This window comes from Rhodobacteraceae bacterium S2214 (assembly GCA_025141675.1).
Lineage (GTDB): Bacteria > Pseudomonadota > Alphaproteobacteria > Rhodobacterales > Rhodobacteraceae > Yoonia.
Window position 1 is genome coordinate 3431473 of record CP081161.1, and the last position, 20568, is coordinate 3452040.

17 protein-coding genes and 2 pseudogenes are annotated in these 20568 nt (G+C 53.7%); 9 read left to right on the forward strand and 10 right to left on the reverse strand.

The features are described 5' to 3' along the window. Positions 1-31: 31 nt before the first annotated feature. From K3729_16980 to K3729_16990, 3 genes are read right to left on the reverse strand one after another with little or no spacing between them, the layout of a single operon-like run. Positions 32-1462, reverse strand: coding sequence for an aldehyde dehydrogenase family protein (locus tag K3729_16980; GenBank protein ID UWQ99077.1), 1431 nt, complete (start codon positions 1460-1462; stop codon positions 32-34). Positions 1463-1475: 13 nt separating this feature from the next. Then, entirely contained in the window at positions 1476-2684 is a 1209-nt protein-coding gene (locus K3729_16985) for a mandelate racemase/muconate lactonizing enzyme family protein (protein ID UWQ99078.1), read from the reverse strand. Beyond that, on the reverse strand, positions 2681-4300 hold the full coding sequence (locus K3729_16990; protein UWQ99079.1) for a GMC family oxidoreductase N-terminal domain-containing protein: 1620 nt from the start codon (positions 4298-4300) through the stop codon (positions 2681-2683). The genes K3729_16985 and K3729_16990 overlap by 4 nt, the downstream gene beginning before the upstream one ends. Positions 4301-4461: 161 nt before the next feature. Here K3729_16990 and K3729_16995 point away from each other — a divergent pair, with 161 nt between their 5' ends. Continuing rightward, positions 4462-5337, forward strand: a complete 876-nt coding sequence (locus tag K3729_16995) for a LysR family transcriptional regulator (GenBank protein UWQ99080.1) — start codon at positions 4462-4464, stop codon at positions 5335-5337. 385 nt (positions 5338-5722) lie between these two features. Here K3729_16995 and K3729_17000 read toward each other — a convergent pair whose 3' ends face one another. From K3729_17000 to K3729_17010, 3 genes and pseudogenes are all read right to left on the reverse strand, one after another. Further along, positions 5723-6823, reverse strand: a complete 1101-nt coding sequence (locus K3729_17000) for a hypothetical protein (protein UWQ99081.1) — start codon at positions 6821-6823, stop codon at positions 5723-5725. A gap of 114 nt (positions 6824-6937) precedes the next feature. Next, the gene (locus tag K3729_17005) at positions 6938-7273 is read right to left on the reverse strand and encodes a TniQ family protein (protein UWQ99082.1); all 336 of its coding nucleotides are present in this window, start codon (positions 7271-7273) and stop codon (positions 6938-6940) included. Between the two features lie 5 nt (positions 7274-7278). Next, positions 7279-7866 (reverse strand): annotated as a pseudogene (locus K3729_17010) (TniB family NTP-binding protein). Here K3729_17010 and K3729_17015 point away from each other — a divergent pair. Continuing rightward, positions 7853-7996 (forward strand): annotated as a pseudogene (locus K3729_17015) (IS3 family transposase). The pseudogenes K3729_17010 and K3729_17015 sit on opposite strands and share 14 nt — an antisense overlap. 35 nt (positions 7997-8031) lie before the next feature. Here the strand turns inward: K3729_17015 and K3729_17020 are convergent. Beyond that, the gene (locus tag K3729_17020) at positions 8032-8364 is read right to left on the reverse strand and encodes a hypothetical protein (protein ID UWQ99083.1); all 333 of its coding nucleotides are present in this window, start codon (positions 8362-8364) and stop codon (positions 8032-8034) included. Positions 8365-9346: 982 nt separating this feature from the next. Beyond that, positions 9347-10342, reverse strand: a complete 996-nt coding sequence (locus K3729_17025) for a hypothetical protein (protein ID UWQ99084.1) — start codon at positions 10340-10342, stop codon at positions 9347-9349. Between the two features lie 648 nt (positions 10343-10990). Here K3729_17025 and K3729_17030 point away from each other — a divergent pair. The 4 genes from K3729_17030 to K3729_17045 are packed head-to-tail and all read left to right on the forward strand — an operon-like array spanning position 10991 to position 14064. Beyond that, positions 10991-11776 carry an N-formylglutamate amidohydrolase gene (locus K3729_17030; protein UWQ99085.1) on the forward strand — a complete coding sequence of 262 codons (786 nt, stop codon included), beginning with the start codon at positions 10991-10993 and terminating at the stop codon, positions 11774-11776. Beyond that, positions 11769-12839: a hypothetical protein gene (locus tag K3729_17035; GenBank protein ID UWQ99086.1), complete on the forward strand. Its 1071-nt coding sequence runs from the start codon at positions 11769-11771 to the stop codon at positions 12837-12839. Before K3729_17030 ends, K3729_17035 begins: the two co-directional genes overlap by 8 nt. Continuing rightward, positions 12836-13636, forward strand: coding sequence for a 2OG-Fe(II) oxygenase (locus tag K3729_17040; GenBank protein UWQ99087.1), 801 nt, complete (start codon positions 12836-12838; stop codon positions 13634-13636). Before K3729_17035 ends, K3729_17040 begins: the two co-directional genes overlap by 4 nt. 8 nt (positions 13637-13644) lie before the next feature. Beyond that, positions 13645-14064 carry a DUF2000 family protein gene (locus K3729_17045; GenBank protein UWQ99088.1) on the forward strand — a complete coding sequence of 140 codons (420 nt, stop codon included), beginning with the start codon at positions 13645-13647 and terminating at the stop codon, positions 14062-14064. Positions 14065-14890: 826 nt separating this feature from the next. Here the strand turns inward: K3729_17045 and K3729_17050 are convergent. Together K3729_17050 and K3729_17055 are read right to left on the reverse strand one after the other, a co-directional pair. Beyond that, entirely contained in the window at positions 14891-16006 is a 1116-nt protein-coding gene (locus tag K3729_17050) for a beta-lactamase family protein (protein UWQ99089.1), read from the reverse strand. A 380-nt stretch (positions 16007-16386) separates the two neighbouring features. Further along, the gene (locus K3729_17055) at positions 16387-17097 is read right to left on the reverse strand and encodes a GntR family transcriptional regulator (GenBank protein UWQ99090.1); all 711 of its coding nucleotides are present in this window, start codon (positions 17095-17097) and stop codon (positions 16387-16389) included. Between the two features lie 225 nt (positions 17098-17322). On the opposite strand from K3729_17055, the gene K3729_17060 reads away from it, so the two are divergent. The 3 genes from K3729_17060 to K3729_17070 are packed head-to-tail and all read left to right on the forward strand — an operon-like array spanning position 17323 to position 20567. Then, positions 17323-18315, forward strand: a complete 993-nt coding sequence (locus tag K3729_17060; protein ID UWR01109.1) for an ABC transporter ATP-binding protein — start codon at positions 17323-17325, stop codon at positions 18313-18315. 52 nt (positions 18316-18367) lie between these two features. Further along, a complete protein-coding gene (locus K3729_17065) occupies positions 18368-19645 on the forward strand; it encodes a PotD/PotF family extracellular solute-binding protein (protein ID UWQ99091.1) in 1278 nt (425 codons plus the stop codon). Between the two features lie 58 nt (positions 19646-19703). Beyond that, a complete protein-coding gene (locus K3729_17070; protein ID UWQ99092.1) occupies positions 19704-20567 on the forward strand; it encodes an ABC transporter permease in 864 nt (287 codons plus the stop codon). Position 20568 lies beyond the last annotated feature (1 nt).

The window sequence follows — 20568 nt, forward strand, 5'->3', positions numbered from 1 at the left end:
CGCGCCGTTTTTGTTTGTCAGGGGCTTGGCCTTATAGCGCGAAGGGTGGACGTACCTTCACTTCGAGGTAATCCTCAAGGCCAAACACGCCGCCTTCGCGCCCGTTGCCAGACTGTTTATAGCCCCCGAACGGAGAGCCATAATCCGGCCCGCGCCCGTTGATCTGGATCGTCCCCGCACGCAGACGACGCACGACGCGTGATACGCGCGCCTCATCGCCGGATTGCACATAGGCGGCCAGACCGTAATCGGTGTCGTTGGCCATTGCGATTGCGTCTTTTTCGCTGTCGAAAGGGGTGATCACAAGGACAGGACCAAAGATTTCTTCGCGCGAGATGCGCATATTGTGGTCAACATCATAAAAGATCGTAGGCTTCACGTACCAGCCGTCTTCAAGACCTTCAGGCTTGCCCAGACCGCCGACAAGCAGCTTGGCCCCCTCATCGATCCCAACTTGGATCATGGCCTGCACGCGATCGTATTGGATCTTGTCAAACAATGGGCCGATATGATCGCCGGGCTGAGCAGGATCGCCGACCTTTTGTGCCTCCCCTGCCGTTTTTGCGAGACTCAGAACCTCGTCGTAACAGCTGCGCTCTACAAGAAGGCGAGTGGGCGCATTGCAAGACTGGCCCGTGTTGTAAAAGCAGCCTTCGACGCTTTCGGTAACACGTTTGGGCAGGTCAGCATCGGCGAACACAAGGTTGGGTGATTTACCGCCAAGCTCAAGCGTGACACGTTTGATATCGCTGGCGGCGTCGCGCGAAACGGCAGTGCCCGCGCGGGTTGATCCGGTGAAGGACATCATGTCGATATCAGGGTGCTGTGACATGGCGGAACCGACAGTTGGGCCATCCCCCTGCACAAGGTTGAACACACCGGCGGGGTATCCGGCGGCTTCGACAATTTCGGCGTAGATTTGCGCGGAAATCGGTGTGTGCTCTGACGGTTTCAGTACACAGGTCGCGCCCGTCGCAAGCGCTGGTATGACCTTAAGCGCGATCTGGTTGATCGGCCAGTTCCAAGGTGTGATCAAGCCGCAAACGCCGATCGGTTCACGGGTGATGATGTCGCCGTTTGGCAAGATCTCTTCGTCTTCCATCGCCTCAAGCGCCTTGATGAAATCATCAAGGTGGCCAAGTCCGGAATCGGCCTGCACCTCAAGCGACATCGTCGCAGGTGCGCCCATTTCAGCAGTCATCGCGGTGGCGAGGTCGCCTAGTCGGGCCTCGGTTTCAACACGCAGCCTGTGCAGAAGCGCGAGCCGCTCTTCTTTGGACGTCATTGAAAACGTCTCAAACGCGCGTTTGGCGGCGGCCACGGCGCGGTCAATATCGGTGCTGTTGCCCATGCTCACCGTGCCGATTTGCGCAGCGGTGGCGGGGTTCATGATCGGCATTGTGGCATCAGACGCCGGATCAACCCAAGCGCCATCAATGTAGAATTTATCAAGTGTCAGCATAAGGTTTCCTGTCTCATGGTGTGATAGGTGTTTGCGCCATTTCAAGGTGAAGCTCTGTCCCCTCGAATGGCATTGTTGCGATGGCAGCATCGTCAAGTTCCAACCCCAAACCGGGGGTGGTTGGCGGAATAATATAGCCGTTGTCCCATGTGATCCCGCCTGTCACGGCAGACATATAGGGCCCATCAAAAGTTCCAATGCTTTCAAGGATCAGAAAATTCGGGGTGCAGGTGGCGATTTGAATGTTGGCCGCCGCGACAATGGGTCCACAATAAAGGTGCGGCGCTATCTGGGCCGAACGCGTTTCCGCCATCGACGCGATCTTCTTGGCCTCCAAAAGGCCGCCGACGCGTCCCAGATTAATTTGCAGGATCGATGCAGCGCTTACCTCGAGCATACGGGCAAATTCGTGCTTGGTGCACAATCGTTCGCCTGCCGCGACAGGGATGGATGTATAGGCCGCGACCTGAGCCATATCTGCGGGGTTTTCTGGCGGAATAGGTTCCTCGAACCATAGCGGATCAAACGGCTCAATCGCGCGTGCCATGCGTTTCGCACCCGACACGGTGAATTGACCATGGGTGCCGAACAACAGGTCCGCGCGCGTCCCAACAGCTGCACGAATTTCACGGCAGAACGCTGCGCTAAGCGCGATATCATCCAGTCCGGGTTGACGACCATCATAAATCGAAAACGGTCCAGCAGGGTCAAATTTCAGGGCGGTAAAACCTTGTTCCACCATCCCATGCGCCACTTCGGCGGCGATGGCGGGATCATTATAGGCATTAGGCGTGTCAGGGTCTGGATACACATCGCCGCTGGCGGGGTAGATGTAGGAATAGCTGCGCAAACGATCATTCACGCGCCCGCCAAGCAGCTCATAAACCGGTTTGTCTGCGGCTTTTCCAACGATATCCCAACATGCCATTTCCAAGCCGCTGAACACGCCCATCACGCTGACATCTGGCCGTTGGGTGAACCCCGCACCGTAGGATTTGCGAAACAACGCCTCGATGTGGTGGGGGTCTGCGCCGTCAAAATGACGGTCGAACATATCGCGGGCCATGGCGCAGCAAATATCTGGTCCAAACGTGGCGTTGTAGATTTCACCAACGCCTGTGATACCGCATGCAGTCGTAATGCGGACAAAGATAAAATACCGACCACCATGGCGCGGCGGTGGGTTGCCAACCACAAAGGTTACAAGGTTCGCAAGCTTCACGAGGCATCCTCCAGGATCAGATCGGCTGCACGCATGGCCAGCATCATTGTTGGTGCGTTGGTATTTCCAGACGTAATATTTGGGAAAGCCGAGGCATCCACGACACGTACACCCCCTACCCCATGCACCCGCAAACGGGCATCCAGAACCGACGTCTGATCATCGCGCCCCATCCGGCAAGTGCAGGTGGGGTGATAGACGGTCGACGCACGTTGTTTGAAATCAGCGAGCAAGCCGTCGTCGTCCAGCGCCATCAGATCGGGGGCCTTGGCCCGCAATGTGACGGCCTTCAGGCTGTCGGCCGCTGCAAACTGCTGCAAGACCTTACCTGCTTGAATGGCCGCGTGTTTGTCCGCGTCAGTCGAAAGGGAATTGGGCTGGATGCCGGGGGCAACATATGGATCGGGCGACACGATCTCGATGCGGCCTCTGCTCGTCGGGCGACAGGGTTGTGCAGAGATTTGAAACCCGGGGGTACGATCCAGCACCGCTTTGCCCGAGGACGTCATCGCATAGGAGGCTGGATTGAAATACATCTGCATGTCCGGGAAGCGATTGTCAGGGGAAGAACGGACAAACCCGCCAACCTGATTGACCGGTACGGACAGTGGGCCTGATCGCGTCAGCAGATATTTCGCTCCCATCATCAGCTTGCCCAGCATCCCGCCCAACTGCGTGTTGAGCGTCGGTTCAGTTGCAGCGAATTGATAGGAAACAGCCAAATGGTCCTGCAACCCTCGCCCGACTTCTGGCAGGTCGCGCACCACCGGAATACCGTGTGATTTCAGCAGTGCGACCGGACCAAGACCGGACAGTTGCAATAGCTTGGGTGAATTGATCGCACCAGCACACAGAATAACCTCCTTGCGGGCCGTGATCTGGCTGGTCTTTCCCGCGCGCACAAATGCAGCCCCAGTGACCTTGCCGCTCGCAACCGTCAGGCGGGTGACATCGGCATCGCGGATGATCGCCAAATTCTGGCGCCGTTTCGCAGATCGCAAAAACGCATCCGCCGCAGACCACCGAAAACCGCCGCGCACAGTGCTGCGATAATAGCCTATGCCCTCGGCCCCCTCCACGTTCAGGTCGTCGACCACTTTGTAACCGACATCACGGCCTGCGTTCAAAAAGGTATCCGAAAAAGGCATCATTCGGTCTGATAGGTCCGACACCCAGACCGGCCCCGTACCACGGGTGCTGCGGCCCGTCGGTGTAAGTTCGCTGTGGGTTTCCATGCGGTCAAAGACTGCACGCACGTTATCCCAGTGCCAGCCCGTGGCGCCCGCCTGCGACCAATCATCGAAATCCTGCGGCAGACCTCTTATGTAGGTCATCGCGTTTATCGAACTCGACCCGCCGATGACCCGCCCTCTGGGCCAACTGATCGAACGGGCGTTCAGTCCTTCGTCCGCCTCGGTGCGATATCCCCAATTCAATTTCGGGTTTGCGACGTTAATGGCATAGCCCAACGGAACCTTAACCCAGAACCGCGCATCGCTCCCCCCGCTTTCGAGCAGTGCAACCGTGAACTTACCGTCCTCGGACAGCCGGTTCGCCAACACGCAACCGGCAGATCCCGCGCCCACAATGACGTAATCAAATTCACAGGTATCCAAGGTCTACGCCCGCCTTTCTAAGAGCCGCCAAAAAAGCGGACCAGAGACGCCTGCGCAAACAAACAAACTTGCGGCTTAGGCCTAAATTTGATTGTGCATGCAGGGTTGATTGGCAATACAAATGCAGGCAACTGTGGCAGAAGAACGATTGGGATATCGCCATGAGACGTCTTCCGCATGTGACTTGGCTGAGCACCTTTGAAGCTGCGGCGCGCCATGGATCTTTTGCCGCCGCTGCGGATGAGTTAAATCTCACGCCCGCAGCAGTCAGTCAGCATATCAAGCTGCTCGAAGAAACGCTCGAGATGAAGTTGTTCAAAAGGCTGCCAAAAGGCGTCGAGTTGACCGACATCGGGCAGGCCTACGCCCAGCCTGTACGTCAATCATTCGTCGACCTGCAGACCGCGACAGATGGGCTGTTCCAAACCAAGAAACAAACGACGCTGCATGTCCGTGCGTCGATCTCGTTCGGTGTGATTGTACTGGCCCCCAGATTGCACGAATTCCGTGCCCTGCACCCCGAGATTAACGTCGTGGTCTCGACCACCGTATGGTCGGACAGGCTGAACGACGCAACGATTGATGTGGATATTCGCTATGGCAATGGCGATTGGCCAGAACGGGATATTTGGCAGCTCAGACGCGGTCAGGCGTCTCTAATCTGCAGCCCTCAGGTTGCCGATGCGCTACAAAGGGATCCGGCCCAACTTAAGGCCGCAGACATTGTTAGTATTGTCGGTTCCGAAAACGACTGGCCGCGTATGTTTGGCGAATTGGGGATGAAAAGTGTGGTGCCTTCGACTTGGCTGTCAGTTGAATCCTCGCTGCTTGCGCTCGAAAGTGTCACAGCAGGGCGCGGCATCGCAATTGTCGATACTTTGTTCACAAAGAACTACGTCAATCGAGGCGATTTAGTTTTTCCCTTCGAAGAAGCCGTCCCCACCAGCCAGAACTTCTATCTGGTCGCCTCCCCAGACCGCAAAATCCGGTCTGCAGTCGCATGCTTTCACGATTGGATTGATTCTATTGTAAGGTAATTTGGTTAGAAGCCATCTTATTGTTATTTTGATCAGCTGATTTACGATCGCAACGAGACTCAGTTTGCCGCCCCTGATCATTGAAGTAGAATTGGCACATCGGCTAAATTCGGTTCTCAGAACGAATTTAGCCGATGGCAAATTTATGAGTACAGATTGGCACCCGCTAGGGCCAAATTGCAATATTCATGGGCATGTCCTGTCGGACACACCATAACTTGGCCATCCAGTGAGAATTATCCCCTTATTTCATTGAACTTTGACATGCGCTTGGCGGCCAAAGTGGCCACTTACCGACATCAAATGGCCATCGAAAGTTTAAAAAAAATGCCACCCGAAGGCAGCATTTTGAAAGCTAGATGTGGACCGATCAGCTTGATAGCAATCAGCCCATCCAAAACCGCACCGCATCAGAGGCATCTTCAGGCGGATCTTCAATACACTTCATGATCGCGTCTGGCGAAACCAACACCGCGTCAAATCCATGTTGCCCCTTCAGCCGATAAACCCTCCCTAGATGTAGACCGAATAAAAGCTCCAGAATTGCCAGTAACGTCACTTTGGTTTTCTCGGCAGCTTTTGCCAAATGCACATATCCAAAGGGTGCATTTTCAACGACTTCTAATTGCGTCTGAATAAATTTTTGAACTTCAGCGATTGATCGCCCGTCGATCGCTTTCCCAACCTTACTTTTGAGCTCATCGTGATCCTGTATTCTGCGCAGCTGGCCCAATTCAATCAAAGAAGCAACCAATGGCCGAGATGCGGACAACATGTCTGGGACCTGGGTGACTGGCGTTGCGTGCTTCGCGCGTTCAATGAGAGGTTTCGCCTTAGCGTAATCCGCAACAACATTCGGCGCGCCTTTCAACGGCTCCGTTTCATCAATAACACCAGCCAGCTCCAGAATTTTCGTCAGCGTCTTTGAATGAAGGTGCTCAGCCTTCGCAATAGAGGCAATACTGGCAAAACGAGGTTTCGTGATCTGCTCGCCCAAAAGCATCTGGCCCGGCACCAATGGCACATTGTCGATGATGACGTCGCGCACGATGTCGCGAATGGGACCAGGATCTTTTGACAATCTACTAGCGAACAGCCAGGCATAGAGCATACCAAACGCGTTCCTCGGACTTGGGTGGCCGTTCTTTTTGATCGCGCTCAAAAGCTGTGTAGTGATGAGCTCACGGATTGCGCCTTCACCATCACAAACCACGGGCCAAGCGGCGCGACCCGCTTCGTCCCACATATCTCCCGTCATTTCAGCCGCCTTTCGAGCTGAACCATATGCCATCAGGCCACCAAGCATGTGCGCAGCGCGGCAGCCTTGGTCAATATCCTGCCCGTCTAGCCACGCAGGTCCCGCCTGCCCCTCAAGACGTCCTTCGACGTACTCTTGCAGCGATGATGGAACCCGCGAAGGAAACGTCTGTGCCGAACTGCAATCTGCTGCCAAAGTGCCGTGCATTGCTTGAACCTCATGGAGCATGTCAGTCCACTTGCCTAAGCGTGCATTTCTCAACGAGATATTATGCTTTCGGCAGGTCCGCACGGGTGACAGTCGCCAGAGTAAACGATGCTTCATTGCTGCGTTTGGCCAAGCCTACCCACCGCGATCTTCGACAAGGCAAAGCGGGCAATACCGCGTCACAACACCAGTGGTGAACTCGGCAGAAAACTCGGCTCCACGAAGGCTGTATCGGCGTTCGCCCATAGCTGTAATCGTGTTTGCCAAAACAGGTTCCGGGTCCTGGCCGGTGATCTGGCACAATCGCTCGACAGCTTCAGGTTTACCCGCTGCAAGATCTGCAGCTGAGATACTCATGGTATTTAGAAACGGCAGAACGCGGCCTCCCGTATGGAAGGCCGCTAGTCGTGCTGCCCATGACATGGGCGTTTCGTCAGGCTGAAACGGAAGATCTGGGAATAAAGCTGCCATAGCGTTCATCCTTTCCGTTTCCGGCGCGATCGCGGCATTGGCGTGTCATCACCTGCATCGGGATTCAAGACATGATAGTTGTCTGCATAGAAGACATTTTCCGACGCCGGACAGGCCTCATTCATCGCATATGCGGATGCGAAGTGATCGATGGTCAGATACTCATCATCCTGCTCAATCGCGAATTCCATAGCCAACAACAACAGCTCGACAGCACGCCCAAAGCGGTATCGTGCGCCATGGAAGACGCGACCAATCAAGTCCGCCTCAACTGGCGGCTCCAATCCAACCCGACCGCAATAATCTGCCATGACGGTGCGATACATGTCGCCATCGATGGACTCGACCAACTCAGGCAGTACCATTGACCTAAAACGACGCTTCACCTGCGCGTCAGAACGGATGACCTCCGCCAATTCTTCAGTGCCAGACAAAACGACAGCAATAGCATTGTCTCCCTGCATAAGCGACTTAAGCGCGCGCAAGATAAGCTTCCGATCAGCACAAAAGAGATCCTGAGCCTCATCAATCCAGACGACAGCGGTGCCAAGCACACTGACCCTATGCCAGAACATCTGCCAGAGGGACCACGAGAGCATCAACAACGTCACACCCGCCGATGTCTACTTCGGCCGCGACAAAGCCATTCTAAAACAAAGGGAAAGGATCAAACGAAAGACGCTCGAAACGCGGCGCTTGCATCACCGCCAGCGTGCCGCATAATCAAACAAACCAGATGAGCCAAACTCTCTCTTAGATTAGGCCGCCATTGGTTCCAAAAACTCTGACGACGGACAAGGTAAAGAGAGCTTTGCGTAGTCGGTATGAATGAATGAAAACTGCACATTGGGCGCAGCAGTATCCTTTGCTGCTACAATTTCTTTAACGCCAGTTTCGTCTTCAAAAAAGCGTTTGGCACGTCGATCCATGTCAACATAAGTGACATTTGGAAAGATAAAGGACGGTGCGACATCTACGTAGCTACCGGCATAGAGCACGGCTTTCGGCGCAACCACCTTTCCGACAGCGCGAAAGAGCCGAAATCTGTCGTCGGGATGTTGGTTTTGCTTATCCCAAAGCTTCTGGGTCATTTCCTGCAAAATACGCTCCGTTCCGTGATGGTTGGGCTTGAAGCATGACACAGGGTCAACAGGCGATCCAGATCACCTTGGCGCAGTTTCATATAGAAACTTAGGGGGCACTCCCGGGATTAGACCCATTGCAGCATGTTCAAACCACAGGCGCACGGCAATCCGCAAGGGCGGCCCAAACCCGCCATTCAGACGCTTTGAGTTTTGCTGTTGCGTATTCTGAAAGCAGTCTCTTGTTTCGTTGGGTCTTTACGGCTTGTTGAGTAAGTTCAGTCAAAGGTTAGGCATGATATTTAGATTTCGCGTCTGCCCCAATAACGACGCCGCAGATACTGCTCAAGGATGGGTAGTCGCAGCGTCCGAAAACGACGCTCGTTCGTTCATCGGCAGTTCCTCGTTTGTGCAACGAATGTCCTCCGATAGTGACTTAGGACTTTTGAATGGCATGATTTTTTTATCTGAAGGAAGCCTAGCGAGCTAGCGGCCCATTGCTGCCGTTCACTCTCGTGTCGATTTACTGCGGCGCGGTCTGTCGAACCGGCCATTCGCTGCAAATGCGAAATCTTTAGGTCCGCGAATGGGAAGTGTGCGGGACAAACCGGACTTGTGCACCTGCGGCTATTGCTGACGCAGCATCGCTTTGCGGGTGCGGCACGCTCGCCGTCGCGTTACAGCAAAAACCACCAGAGCGGCCGCTCAATGCCTCGCTTAGCAACGAAATTCAGACCGTTTTTTCGGCACACGCGGCTCCAACGATTCAGTCCCAGACGAAGCCTCCGTTCGATTTCCAGGCACCAAGGTCTGGTTTGCACGGCGTGCGAGAGCGGCGAATAGCACTACGGGCGGGAGGCTTTCGTGTGCTTCGTTTGCGAACATTCCGCCGTGGCCGTTGAAAGCGCATATTCGTTCAACAGATTTGCAACCACTAGGGCCCTGCCATCTCCATTAACGATCTACTATCTCACCATCGGTGCTGAAGTGATCAGTAAATCTGTCTTGCGTAGTGCAATGTATCCGTAGGCTCGGAAATCTCGTTTGAGAGAGCATGCCGCAGGAACGCAAAATCTAACTGCGTCCGAAACTTCAACTCCAGCACGGCGTCGTCGAAAGTCATAGACGCTTTCTCTTCACGCTTGATAGCAACTTCCGCCTTCTTTCGAATGGCACCCGTTTCTAGATCCACGTCTATTTGCTGCAGCTCTTTTTCATGATCCGAACGGATGATGACGAGCTTACTGCTGCAGGGCTCGGTGTAATCGCCGGACATAGTGTGCAGACCAGAAGCAAAATGCAGTTCGTTTTCGTTGATCTTGTGTTCATCCATTTTTGCAATTGATGACATCATCAAACCATCCAGACGTTTGCCGTCGGGGTCATATAAGGCACCCACAAGCGTGAAGCACTTTTCCAGCTCCAATACTCGACCACGGGCAAACCTGTAGGTATAAGGGTGGTCAAGACGGCCGAAGTGGAACCGCATTGCTGAGTTCGATGGTTGTGCCGTGATGGACAGCAGACTCTTAACAACCGCAGTAGTCTCCGAAATCTGTCTGTAGACGATGTATTCTCCGATCAACTCGGGAGCAAAATGGATCTTCGCGTTGTTGGTGTGAAACAGAGTGGTGATTGTGTCATTGAAAGAGTCGTCCTTAAGCGCTGCAAACGCCATAATCTCCGATTGCAGGGCGGCAAGCTCGGGGTAGCCATCGGTCTTGAACGCACAGATGGCGTTCTCAAGTGTTACCCAGATACTCTTTTCAGGTTTAGGGCTAACAACCTTCTTTGATCTGATGTTTTTGACAACGTTGGCCGTTAAGCCGCCCTTGTCTTCCTCACCAAGTGCGGCCTGAAGTGCCGCGCAGATCTTGGTGTTGTTCGTCAGCTGGTCATCTACATTCTCCGCCTGCCGGGTTGCTTCCGGCAGCTTGTCGAGGAACTCGCATGTTAGACGAATGATATTTTCGCGGTTTCTCGGCAACGTGTTCTCTACTCATAGACGTTAAATGCTCTTCCATTACCGACACCAGAGTGAGTGCGCAACGTTTTCCTCTTCGTTTGCTGCAAAAAGAGGAAAACAACTTCTATTTCGTCTTCAGTGGAGAGATTATTGCGTCAATTGGCCGAATTAAACGACCGCAATGTGGATAAAGTCTCTGAGATGCTGTCCCAGCACACAAAAATTAAAAATGGGTGAATCATTGCCACCGCAGAGGAGGAATTGTCGTCTCATCACAAGGAGGCGGTGATGCAGCAAATGCGAAAACTCATCATTGATGAGTCCGCGATGCTGTTTTTCCCACCTCGCACAGGGTGCGCCGCCAATTATTATAGCGCTATCAGTATTTGTCGGGACTCCAGACCCGCGATAGCTTGTACAATAAGAGAAGTCCCCCTGGAGGTAAGAGGGACATGAGCAGTGAGTGGAGGCCTGCCGACCCAGATATTCCAAATTAAAAAGGCCACCCGCTCCGCTAGGCGACAAGTGGCCGACCAAACCTGAAATCATCAAAAAGCCAGATGGCAAGCTGAGTCATAAGTTTAGCTGGGGTTCTCCTATTCAAAACGGGAGCACATTGCAAATACTTGTGACCGTCACTCGCCGTCTGCCCCAACGGGAGAGTGACCTATGTGCAAGAATGGCACACATGCAGACGTGACCCAACAATCCACATGCGTGGGTGGGTGCGACAACTGCAAGACGTTCAAACCAAAAGACGCAATATCGACAATCATTATCGCGCCGCATGCATCTCAGGCGCTCGGCGATCCTGACCTGCAGGCAGAATATGCCGCCCTGAATGGCACCCACTTTGCGGTGGATATCGGCACCGCCGAACTGGCCGCTGATCTCGCGGCCGACGTGGGCGCGACCCTGTTCACTGGCACCGTAGGACGTCTTGGGATTGATCTTAATCGGTCCCCTGATCAGGCCTTCGATGCCGATCGGCCAGACGGTTATCAATCCGTCCGGGACCTGGTGAAACAAGAATCCCTTCGGGGTGCATATACAGGCTTCCACGCGCGCATTGCAGAGCATCTGAAAAACACTGCGGCCTCCGCATCGGGCGTTTTTCTGGTCGATCTGCACAGCTTTAACCGCATGTGGCGCGGGCAGCGGCGCGAGGTCGATGTTGGGGTCTGCGATCATCAGCTGGATAGCTCGGCCGACTTCTTGCTGACCCAACTGCAGGCCGAATTTGCTGCAAGCCATGCAGTGCGCATGGATGAGCCCTACCCGGGTACGCACCCCGGAGCGTTCATCGCACGTCACTATCACGCGATGGGCGCAAGAACCGTGACCATTGAAATCTGCAACGACCTGATTGCGACGCCGGAGGGCCGGGCGAAACTTCTGCCGGGGATGTCGCGCGCGATCACACGCCTGAAAACGGAGGGCCTAAACCATGTCTAAAGAATATGACCTGCCAGATCTCGCAACGATGGGGATCGAGGAGGAGCATTTCGTCGTGTCTAAACTGACCGGTGATCTGGTCAGCCTGACGGAACCGCAGTTCAAGCATCTGGCTGAAAATCTGGGCGACAAGTTTTCGCGCGAATATAAGGCCTGTCAGATCGAGCTGTTGACCGAGCCAGCCATTATAGCTGACATGTTGTACGCGGATATCACAACCTCACGCCAAACCGCTAGTTTGGTTTTGGCAGAATACGGTCTGACGCTGTTTACCGGCAGCACACATCCGTATGGACGCTGGTTGGACCAGCCGGCACGTGAAGACGCCCGTTACAGCGAAATTGAAGCGCGACTGGGTCAAGCTGTCAAACAGCTTCTGGTGTCCGGGCTTCACATTCATATCGGCACGTTTGACGACAGTGACACACCTATTCACCGCATGGCACAATATTGGCCCGTCACCCCTATCTTGATTGCGGCAAATGCGTCGTCGCCAATGTGGGAGGGACAAGATACCGGGTGTGCCTCCTATCGGCGCAATATTCTGTTCGGTTTGGGGTCACAATGCCCGCCACCGGCAACAAGTCGCGCCCAATATGATGCCTTTATCGATCAGCAAGTTGCGGTGGATGCAGCCAAGGGTGAAAGTGACCTTTGGCTGGATATCCGCCCGGGTCGCGCGGGGCTGAATACCGTCGAGATGCGTGCAGCTGACATCGCAGAAGACGCGACATCCAACGTGGCGCTGGCAACTTTCATGCAGGGCCTGGAATTTGTCGCACGCGTCAAACCACGCAACCTCGCTCCATTCTTTGACGCCTCGACACGTCATTGGCTGGAACAAAACTGCCGCCTGGCCGCCAAACATGGCCTCGCTGCAGAGATTTATGATCCCTATTCCCAGCGTCCGTGCAGCCTTCGGGACTTCGCAGCCGACATGCTCGACATCGCGCGTCCGGGCATTTCGGCCAGCGGCAACGCCAATTGGTTCCACATCATCGAAAATCTCATCTGCCCCCCTGATGAGGCCCTTTCAACTATCCAGAAACCCATCGCAATTTGAGGAGAAATCTGATGGAAAGTACTACTGTAAAAAATGGTTTCGCAACCGCGATCACCTCGCAATCCCTGACTGACTTGATTACGAACAAGATCAGCGCGATCCGCATTGAGAACTTCATGATGGAAACGGAGCGCGATATCGCGTTGCGCAACATTCGCTACCACACCCAGAACACCACCTATCTTTGGGCCAGCGACTTTTCCGTTATCGGGACATCCGTGGGTGAAGCGCATGAAAGTGAGGAGAAGGAACGTAGTTACTTTGCGCAGGCAGCAGACACAAATCGCCTTCTTCAAAACAGCGTTTTCCCCTTCGGTTCGCCGATGAGCCGCGTTGGTAAAATGGTCCTCGATGCATGGGCACCTGGCCTGAAGATTGCGCACCGGGATGATCAAACGTTCCTGCCAGAGATCGTGCGCCATTGGCGCACGGGTGGTGGCGCACATCCACACATCGACCAGACCGTGACGCCGCTTTTGTCACATCTGGGCCTGCAGAAACGACTTGGGTGCAACGTGTACATGGATATGCCCAGTGAGGGTGGGTCCATCGAATTTTGGAACCGCCAGTTCAGTGATGAAGAGTATGAGGCGGCAAAGCGCGCCGATTATGGCCTTGATCGCGATATTCTGGGCAAGCCAAGTTTAACGATACGCCCGAATGCGCCGGAGATGGTGCTGTTTGATGCCTCGCAGCCGCATGCAGTTGAACCTGCACGTGGACACGGCGACCGCATTGTGAACGCTGCATTCTTTGCCTTCGGTGGCTATGATAAACCCCTTGTTCAATTCGCGTGAGGTGACATATGACACATAAATCAGTAATCGTTATCAGCAAGAAATGGAGGGGCGATACGCCCCTCATCCTCAATGCAACCGGTCATGTCGCACAGTCATTGGCGCAGCAGGCATCTGGGGCAGGGTTGGGCATTTTTGTCGACTACCAAACGGAGGATGATGTCCGCTTTTATGGCATCTCGACCTATCCGTTTGTTCTGCTCACGGGGACACCTGCAAAAATGTGGTCGTTCAAGTCGGATTGTGAACAACAACAGATCATCACATCCGCCTTCGTTGAAACGATGTTCCATGGCGGCACTGAAATTCAATTGCAGACAACCGCCGAAAAGGCCTCTGATGAGCATGATCTGATCTGTGTTGGCGTTTTTGGTGAGACCGATGTGATTAATGCGCTGACCAAGAAGTTTTCGCTGTTCCGCGTTTAGCCAATGGTCTCGGGGCTGATAAGTCCCGAGGCCTAAAACCACCCAAGCCCCAGATAAAAATGGTTCTCTGCTTTTAAGGTTTCGCGGAAGATGCTCAATTTCTCAGTATTTCAACACTTTGCAAAGAACACCTCGATCAAATGAAGACTGGGAGGCTAGGGCAGACACTCTTCTTTCTATGAAGAGCGGCTTTGAACGACCGATCAGGGGCAGAAATGTCCGCGACTGGTAAGTTCGCCGCTTGATCCATGCTGCCGGCTGCACCAATGACGGTTTACCTCGCTGCGCGACGGCATGACGGTTTTCGCTTACGCGGCATTCTTCTCGCTGCGAGCGCACGCAGCACAAAGTTCAAATTCACAGATTGGGCTCTTCGATGCCATTCGCTGCTATATAAACGAACGACGGCTCTCAGATTGTCTGTCTTGAGAGGCAAAGTTATGAGTCGCAAAAGGTAAGGCTCGTGCGTTGATAGAAATTCGGCCTTCGTAAAATCAATGACTTAGCCCATCGAAAAAGGTAAAACTATGTGTCGCCCCACACACTTTGTGATTTTTCACGGTATTCTTCCTTTCCTGTCACAAAACTTCCTTTTTCCAGCAATTAGCCATGTTCTTTTGTGATCGGGTAGCTCTGCTGTCTAAAAGGCCGGCGTGTACAGACAGTGCTTCGTCACGTCGTTGGTTATCCGCGTCGCCACAATTTTGTTAAGCGGTCTGAATTTTACCGACATGAACGGCCCGAACCGGACCTTCACCATCGGATCAATATGCTGCACCGCAGCCTACCGAAGGAGACATTCGTGGACCTACAGCATTTTCGCCGATCAGGTCGGTGGCGCCAATTCATATAGCGTTGAATGCAACAGCTGAAGGCGTTCGCCGAATCGGACAACCAACATGTCGCTGTCCGGTAGTAGATATAGCATCTGCCCGCCGTGGCCCATAAAATAGGCAAATGGCCCAGCCAATGTTTCCCCTTTCCGATCCAGAACGTCATGCCTCAAATGCCATCCGTAGGTACCCTGTTGCCGCACTGAGGCGGCAAGGTCGGGTCGAATGAAATCCCGCCACAGATCGTCGGGCAAGAATGGTGCCTCAGGCGTTCCGTTGTCCAACAGATAACGCCCGACGTGGAGCCAGTCTGTTGGCCGCGCATATAGGCAGCAATAGGCAGAGACGCTATCGTTCCTTGCGTGAACCAGCCAATCTGCATCAGTTGCACCCGCAGGTTTCCAGATCAAAACCGAAAGAAGTTGCGCAAGGGGTTGATCGTAAGCAACTTCTAGGACGGCACCCAAAAGCGCGGTATTCACGCTTTGATAAGCAAAGTCTCCGCGGGCGACGGGGTCAATAGTAAGGTCCGGCAAAACGGCCTTAGTCCCGAAGACATGCAGCCGCGCCAGTGGGCCAAATGGCGAAAAGCCCGCGTCATCCACCGACTTGGGCGACTCACCATCATAGAGTAACCCGGACGTCATGGTCAGCGCGTCCAATATAGAAATATTTGGGGCATCCGGCCCTAAGTAAAGCGCTAGCGGATCATCCAGCGATGCGATGCGCCCATCTGCCAAGGCGCGAATGACAAGAGCCCCAACAAGGCTTTTGACCAAAGAAAATGAGTTCAATCGAACGGTTGGCTCAAATCCTTGACCATAACTTTCGAAAATCAGTTTGCCGCCTTGGTCGACAAGCATCGCGCGACCACCCGTGTCTTCAAAACGGGATTGTGCGGCCGCAGGAAGCGCGCGGCCACGTTCTGCATTCTCGCGCTGCACACCATCGACACGGGCATAGCGCCCTGTGCCATCCCAGACCTCGGACGGAAATCCTTCGCGCACGAGGATGGGGACCTGCGGTGCAAAGACCAAGATACCAACGACCAAAGCGCTGAATGTTAGGAGAAGAATTGTTAAGATACGCATCAGCTTTTGCATACTCACGAGTGTGTCACAGGATTTGTTCGAATGGCCATGGGGTATCCTCAACCATACGTTATTTTAGGCTAATTTTTCCTCAAAGCCGCCCTAGAATTCGGCACCCCAACTACCAAAATCTGGCTACGTCAGCGCTATGGACGGCCCCAACCGGACCTTGGCCAACTCAACGCTATGCTGCGGTGCGGTGCGGTCGGTCAAACCGGACATTCGCTACAAGTACAGAATTCGTTGTTGAGCAAATTCACTCTGTGCGGACATGTTGCCGTTCGCGGCAATAACATCAATGTCCGCTTAGTCGTCGTTTGCTTATATTGAAAGTTACGTCAAAAAGGTCCCCAGTCTCGTAATTCGCACAATTGTAAGTCGCACCACAAAGGTCGTGCTCAGCGTTGTGTGCCCCCTAACAACATAGCATGCAGGTTTTGCTCAATCTGAGGTAACTCTTTGAGATTAAGCGCAGAGTGCAAATCAACCAGATGGCTTTGCATTAATTCTTCCGCACGCGCGCCGTCATTTCTACCGATAGCCGTGATCAATGCGTGGTGCGCTTGGCTTTCGCATAATGCACTTTCACGGCGCCAATATAGTGCAATGATCAGTGATGAACGCCCAATCAAGACATCGATCATATCCGCGATTGTCTGTTGGTTTGCGATCCGTGCAATTTCGAGATGAAATTTCCCGGAGAGGTACAACGCCCGCCCCCGATCTCCGGCATCCAACGCCGCATGTTCCTGCGTGATATGATCCGTGAGCAGCGCAATATCGTCGGGTGTGGCGTTAAGCGCGGCACTGCGGGCTGTTCGTGGCTCTAGCAATTCACGGGCCTCAAAGACTTCGTGGGCCTCGGTCAGGCTGGGCTGTGCTACAAACGCACCCCGATTGCGTTTGATTTCAATGATTTGTTGATGCGAAAGCGTTTGGAGCGCGGCCCGTACTGTTGTACGCGACACACCATATATGTCAGACAGATCATCTTCGCCTAACTTTGTACCCGGCGCCAAACGGTGTTCATGTACGGCCAATGACAAAGCTCTAGAAATGGACTCTGCGGTCGCGTTGGCCTTTCCAGTTTTTTGCGTAGTCAGTGTCATAGCAATCTCCCTCTGATCGAAATGACAGAGCAAGATTCGAGACACAACTCAATTCGCCAGCCATACAAATCGAATGCATATTGTATACAATATTGTGTGCAAAAATCTAGCATTGCAGCTTTGGATCGCCCAAAAAACGGGCCACAGCAGTGATTCAGCACCTCGTGCATTCCAAAATGATTGCGTCATTTCATACCCTCACCGCTCGTAGAGACATCAACGCGTCTGGGGGCCTTTGTGAGCAAACAAGACTTAGAACTAGTATCGGTAACGAAACGTTACGGCACAACGATCGCCGTTGACGCGATTAATTATCGCTTCAAAGCTGATAGCTACACTTGCCTGTTGGGGCCTTCTGGCTGCGGAAAGTCATCCACTCTGCGGATGATCGCAGGCCATGAAAGCGTCAGCGATGGATCGATTGTATTGGATGGTCGCGATATTTCGCATTTGCCGCCCGCACAGCGCGGCACGGCGATGATGTTTCAGAACTACGCTTTGTTTCCGCACCTGAGTGTCTTGGACAACGTGGCCTTTAGCCTCAAGATGCAGGGGGTCGATACAGCCAAACGGCACACACAAGCCCGCGACATGCTGGATTTGGTTGACCTGACAAGCCTTGCGGATCGGTTGCCCGACCAACTGTCTGGCGGTCAACAACAACGCGTCGCGCTTGCGCGTGCATTGATCACCCGACCGCAGGTTCTGCTGCTCGATGAGCCGCTGTCAGCGCTTGATCCGTTCTTGCGTGTGCGGATGCGCGCAGAGCTGCGCAAGCTGCAAAAGGAACTGGGGATCAGCTTCATTCACGTCACCCATGGCCAAGACGAAGCGCTGGCTTTGGCGGACGATATCATCGTGATGAATGACGCGGTAATCGAACAGGCCGGGCCGGCGCGTGAGGTCTTCAACGCCCCCCAAACCCAATTTGTGGCGCAATTTATGGGCGGTCATAATGTCGTGGCCCTGCCAGACGGGCACTTTGCGATCCGCACGGATGCGGTTTCAGTCACGGCCCCCACAGCGGGCGCTGTCGAAGGAAACGTCACAGCTGTCGAATATCAGGGCACGCATGTGTCGGTATCAGCACGGATCACCGGTGAACAAGAGGTTCTGGCGCTGATCCCCGACAGCACATTTTTTGCCAATCCACACCAGCCCGGCGACCGGATCGGTTTGCACTGGGACGCCGTCAATCAACACAAACTGATCGCATGAACTGCGGCGCAAATAATTTGAACTAAAAACGAACCGACAAGGAAACTGAACAATGACAAGATTCACACAACGAAATGGCCTGAGCCGACGGACGCTATTGAAAGGCGCCACTGCGGCAGTTGCAGGCTCTACCCTCGGCGCACCAATGCTTTGGGCGCAAAACATCAAGGACGTAACACTCCGCCAGTTCGGCACAGGTGTATCAAACCTCAATGACGTTGCCACAAAAGTCAAAGAAGACCTTGGCTTCACATTGGAAATGACCGCACTGGATACCGACAGCGTGACACAACGTGCGGCAACCCAGCCGAACAGCTTTGACATTGCCGATATCGAATACTTCATCTGTAAGAAGGTTTGGGCTGCAGGTAACCTGCAAGCCATGGATACATCCAAAATCGCTAATTACGACAAGATTGCCGGCACATTCCGCAGTGGCCTACTGACGCCGGAAAGCACCATCGCACAGGGTACAGCGCCGCACACGGTTGGCTTTACATCTGGTCCAAACGGCACCGATTTCGTTCAGGAAGAATCCGGTTGGATGACCCTGATCCCAACAATCTACAACGCCGATACGCTGGGCATCCGTCCCGACCTGATCGGCCGTCCGATCACCAATTGGTCCGAACTGTTGAACCCTGAATTCAAGGGCAAAGCATCCATCCTTGATATCTCGTCGATCGGGATCATGGATATGGCGATGGTCGTGGAATCCATGGGTGAATACACCTACCCAGACAAAGGCAACATGACCAAAGAAGAAATCGATCTGACCATCGGCATCTTCACCGAAGCCAAGAAAAACGGTCAATTCCGCGCTTTCTGGAAGTCGTTTGATGAAAGCGTCAACTTGATGGCATCGGGCGAAGTTGTGATCCAGTCCATGTGGTCGCCTGCGATCACAGCCGTCAAATCGCAAGGCATCCCATGCGTCTATCAACCACTTGAAGAAGGTTACCGGTCATGGGGCGGCGGTCTTGGTATTTCGGCAGCGCTGTCCGGCATCGAACTGGAAGCAGCTTATGAATACATCAACTGGTATCTGTCTGGTTGGGTTGGTGGTTACCTGATGCGTCAGGGCTATTACTCTGCCGTGCCTGAAACGTCCAAGGCGTTCATGTCCGACGACGAATGGGGCTTCTGGTACGAAGGCAAAGCGGCCGAGGGCGATATCCTATCCCCAACAGGCGATAAGCTGGCCGGTGCAGGCGAAGTGCGCGACGGTGGGTCCTTCCTTGATCGGATGGGGTCTGTGGTTTGCTGGAATTCTGTCATGGACGAGAACCAATACATGGTCCGCAAGTGGAACGAATTTATCGCCGCTTAAGCCAAATATTGGGTGCGCCGCGATGTGGCGTACCCATTCCCCAATTTAAGAATACCTAATGAAAAAATTGCGCGCCAATCCTGCTTTATCCAGTTTACTCATGGTGTCGCCATTGGCTGCCGTGTTGCTTGTTTTTCTGGTGTTGCCGATTGTTCTGATCGTGATCGTCAGTTTCTGGCGCGCCACTGAATTTTCGATCATCCCCGCGTTTGAATTTGACAACTACGCGTTCCTGTTTGGGTCGCCCGTGACTTACACGGTCTTTTTCAACACCTTCAAATACGCCTTGATCACGTGGACCTGTACCTTGGTGCTCGGCTTCACCGTCGCCTATTATTTGGCTTTCCATATTCGCAGCCTGACATGGCAGATCGCTTTGTTCCTCCTATGCACGATCCCGTTTTGGACCAGCAACATCATCCGTATGATCTCTTGGATTCCGTTTTTAGGGCGCAATGGGATCGCCAATTCGACACTGATGTCGTGGGGCGTGATTGATGAGCCAATTGAGTGGCTACTGTTCTCGGATTTCGCGGTCATCCTTGCCTTTGTTCATCTTTACACGCTGTTCATGGTCGTCCCGATCTTCAACACGATGATGCGGATCGACAAATCGCTGATCGAAGCCGCGCGGGACGCAGGCGCAAGTGGCGCGCAAATCCTGTGGAATGTGATCATCCCGCTCACCAAACCGGGGATCATGATCGGGACGATCTTTGTGGTCACGCTAGTGATGGGTGATTTCATCACCGTGCGGTTCATGTCCGGGTCACAATCGGCCAACGTAGGGCGCTTGATCTCGAACGATATCGCGCTGCTGCAATACCCCAGTGCCTCTGCCACGGCGATAGTGCTGCTGCTGACGGTGCTGATCACGATCGGCATCCTGCTGCGTTTTGTCGACATCCGGAAGGAACTGTAAA

Coding starts and splice junctions, on each gene's coding strand:
- K3729_17020 (UWQ99083.1), bottom strand. CDS start 8,364: ATGACCCAGAAGCTTTGGGATAAGCAAAACCAACATCCCGACGACAGA.
- K3729_17035 (UWQ99086.1), top strand. CDS start 11,769: ATGTCTAAAGAATATGACCTGCCAGATCTCGCAACGATGGGGATCGAG.
- K3729_17065 (UWQ99091.1), top strand. CDS start 18,368: ATGACAAGATTCACACAACGAAATGGCCTGAGCCGACGGACGCTATTG.
- K3729_17000 (UWQ99081.1), bottom strand. CDS start 6,823: ATGCTCCATGAGGTTCAAGCAATGCACGGCACTTTGGCAGCAGATTGC.
- K3729_16980 (UWQ99077.1), bottom strand. CDS start 1,462: ATGCTGACACTTGATAAATTCTACATTGATGGCGCTTGGGTTGATCCG.
- K3729_17005 (UWQ99082.1), bottom strand. CDS start 7,273: ATGGCAGCTTTATTCCCAGATCTTCCGTTTCAGCCTGACGAAACGCCC.
- K3729_17030 (UWQ99085.1), top strand. CDS start 10,991: ATGTGCAAGAATGGCACACATGCAGACGTGACCCAACAATCCACATGC.
- K3729_17070 (UWQ99092.1), top strand. CDS start 19,704: ATGAAAAAATTGCGCGCCAATCCTGCTTTATCCAGTTTACTCATGGTG.
- K3729_17055 (UWQ99090.1), bottom strand. CDS start 17,097: ATGACACTGACTACGCAAAAAACTGGAAAGGCCAACGCGACCGCAGAG.
- K3729_16995 (UWQ99080.1), top strand. CDS start 4,462: ATGAGACGTCTTCCGCATGTGACTTGGCTGAGCACCTTTGAAGCTGCG.
- K3729_17045 (UWQ99088.1), top strand. CDS start 13,645: ATGACACATAAATCAGTAATCGTTATCAGCAAGAAATGGAGGGGCGAT.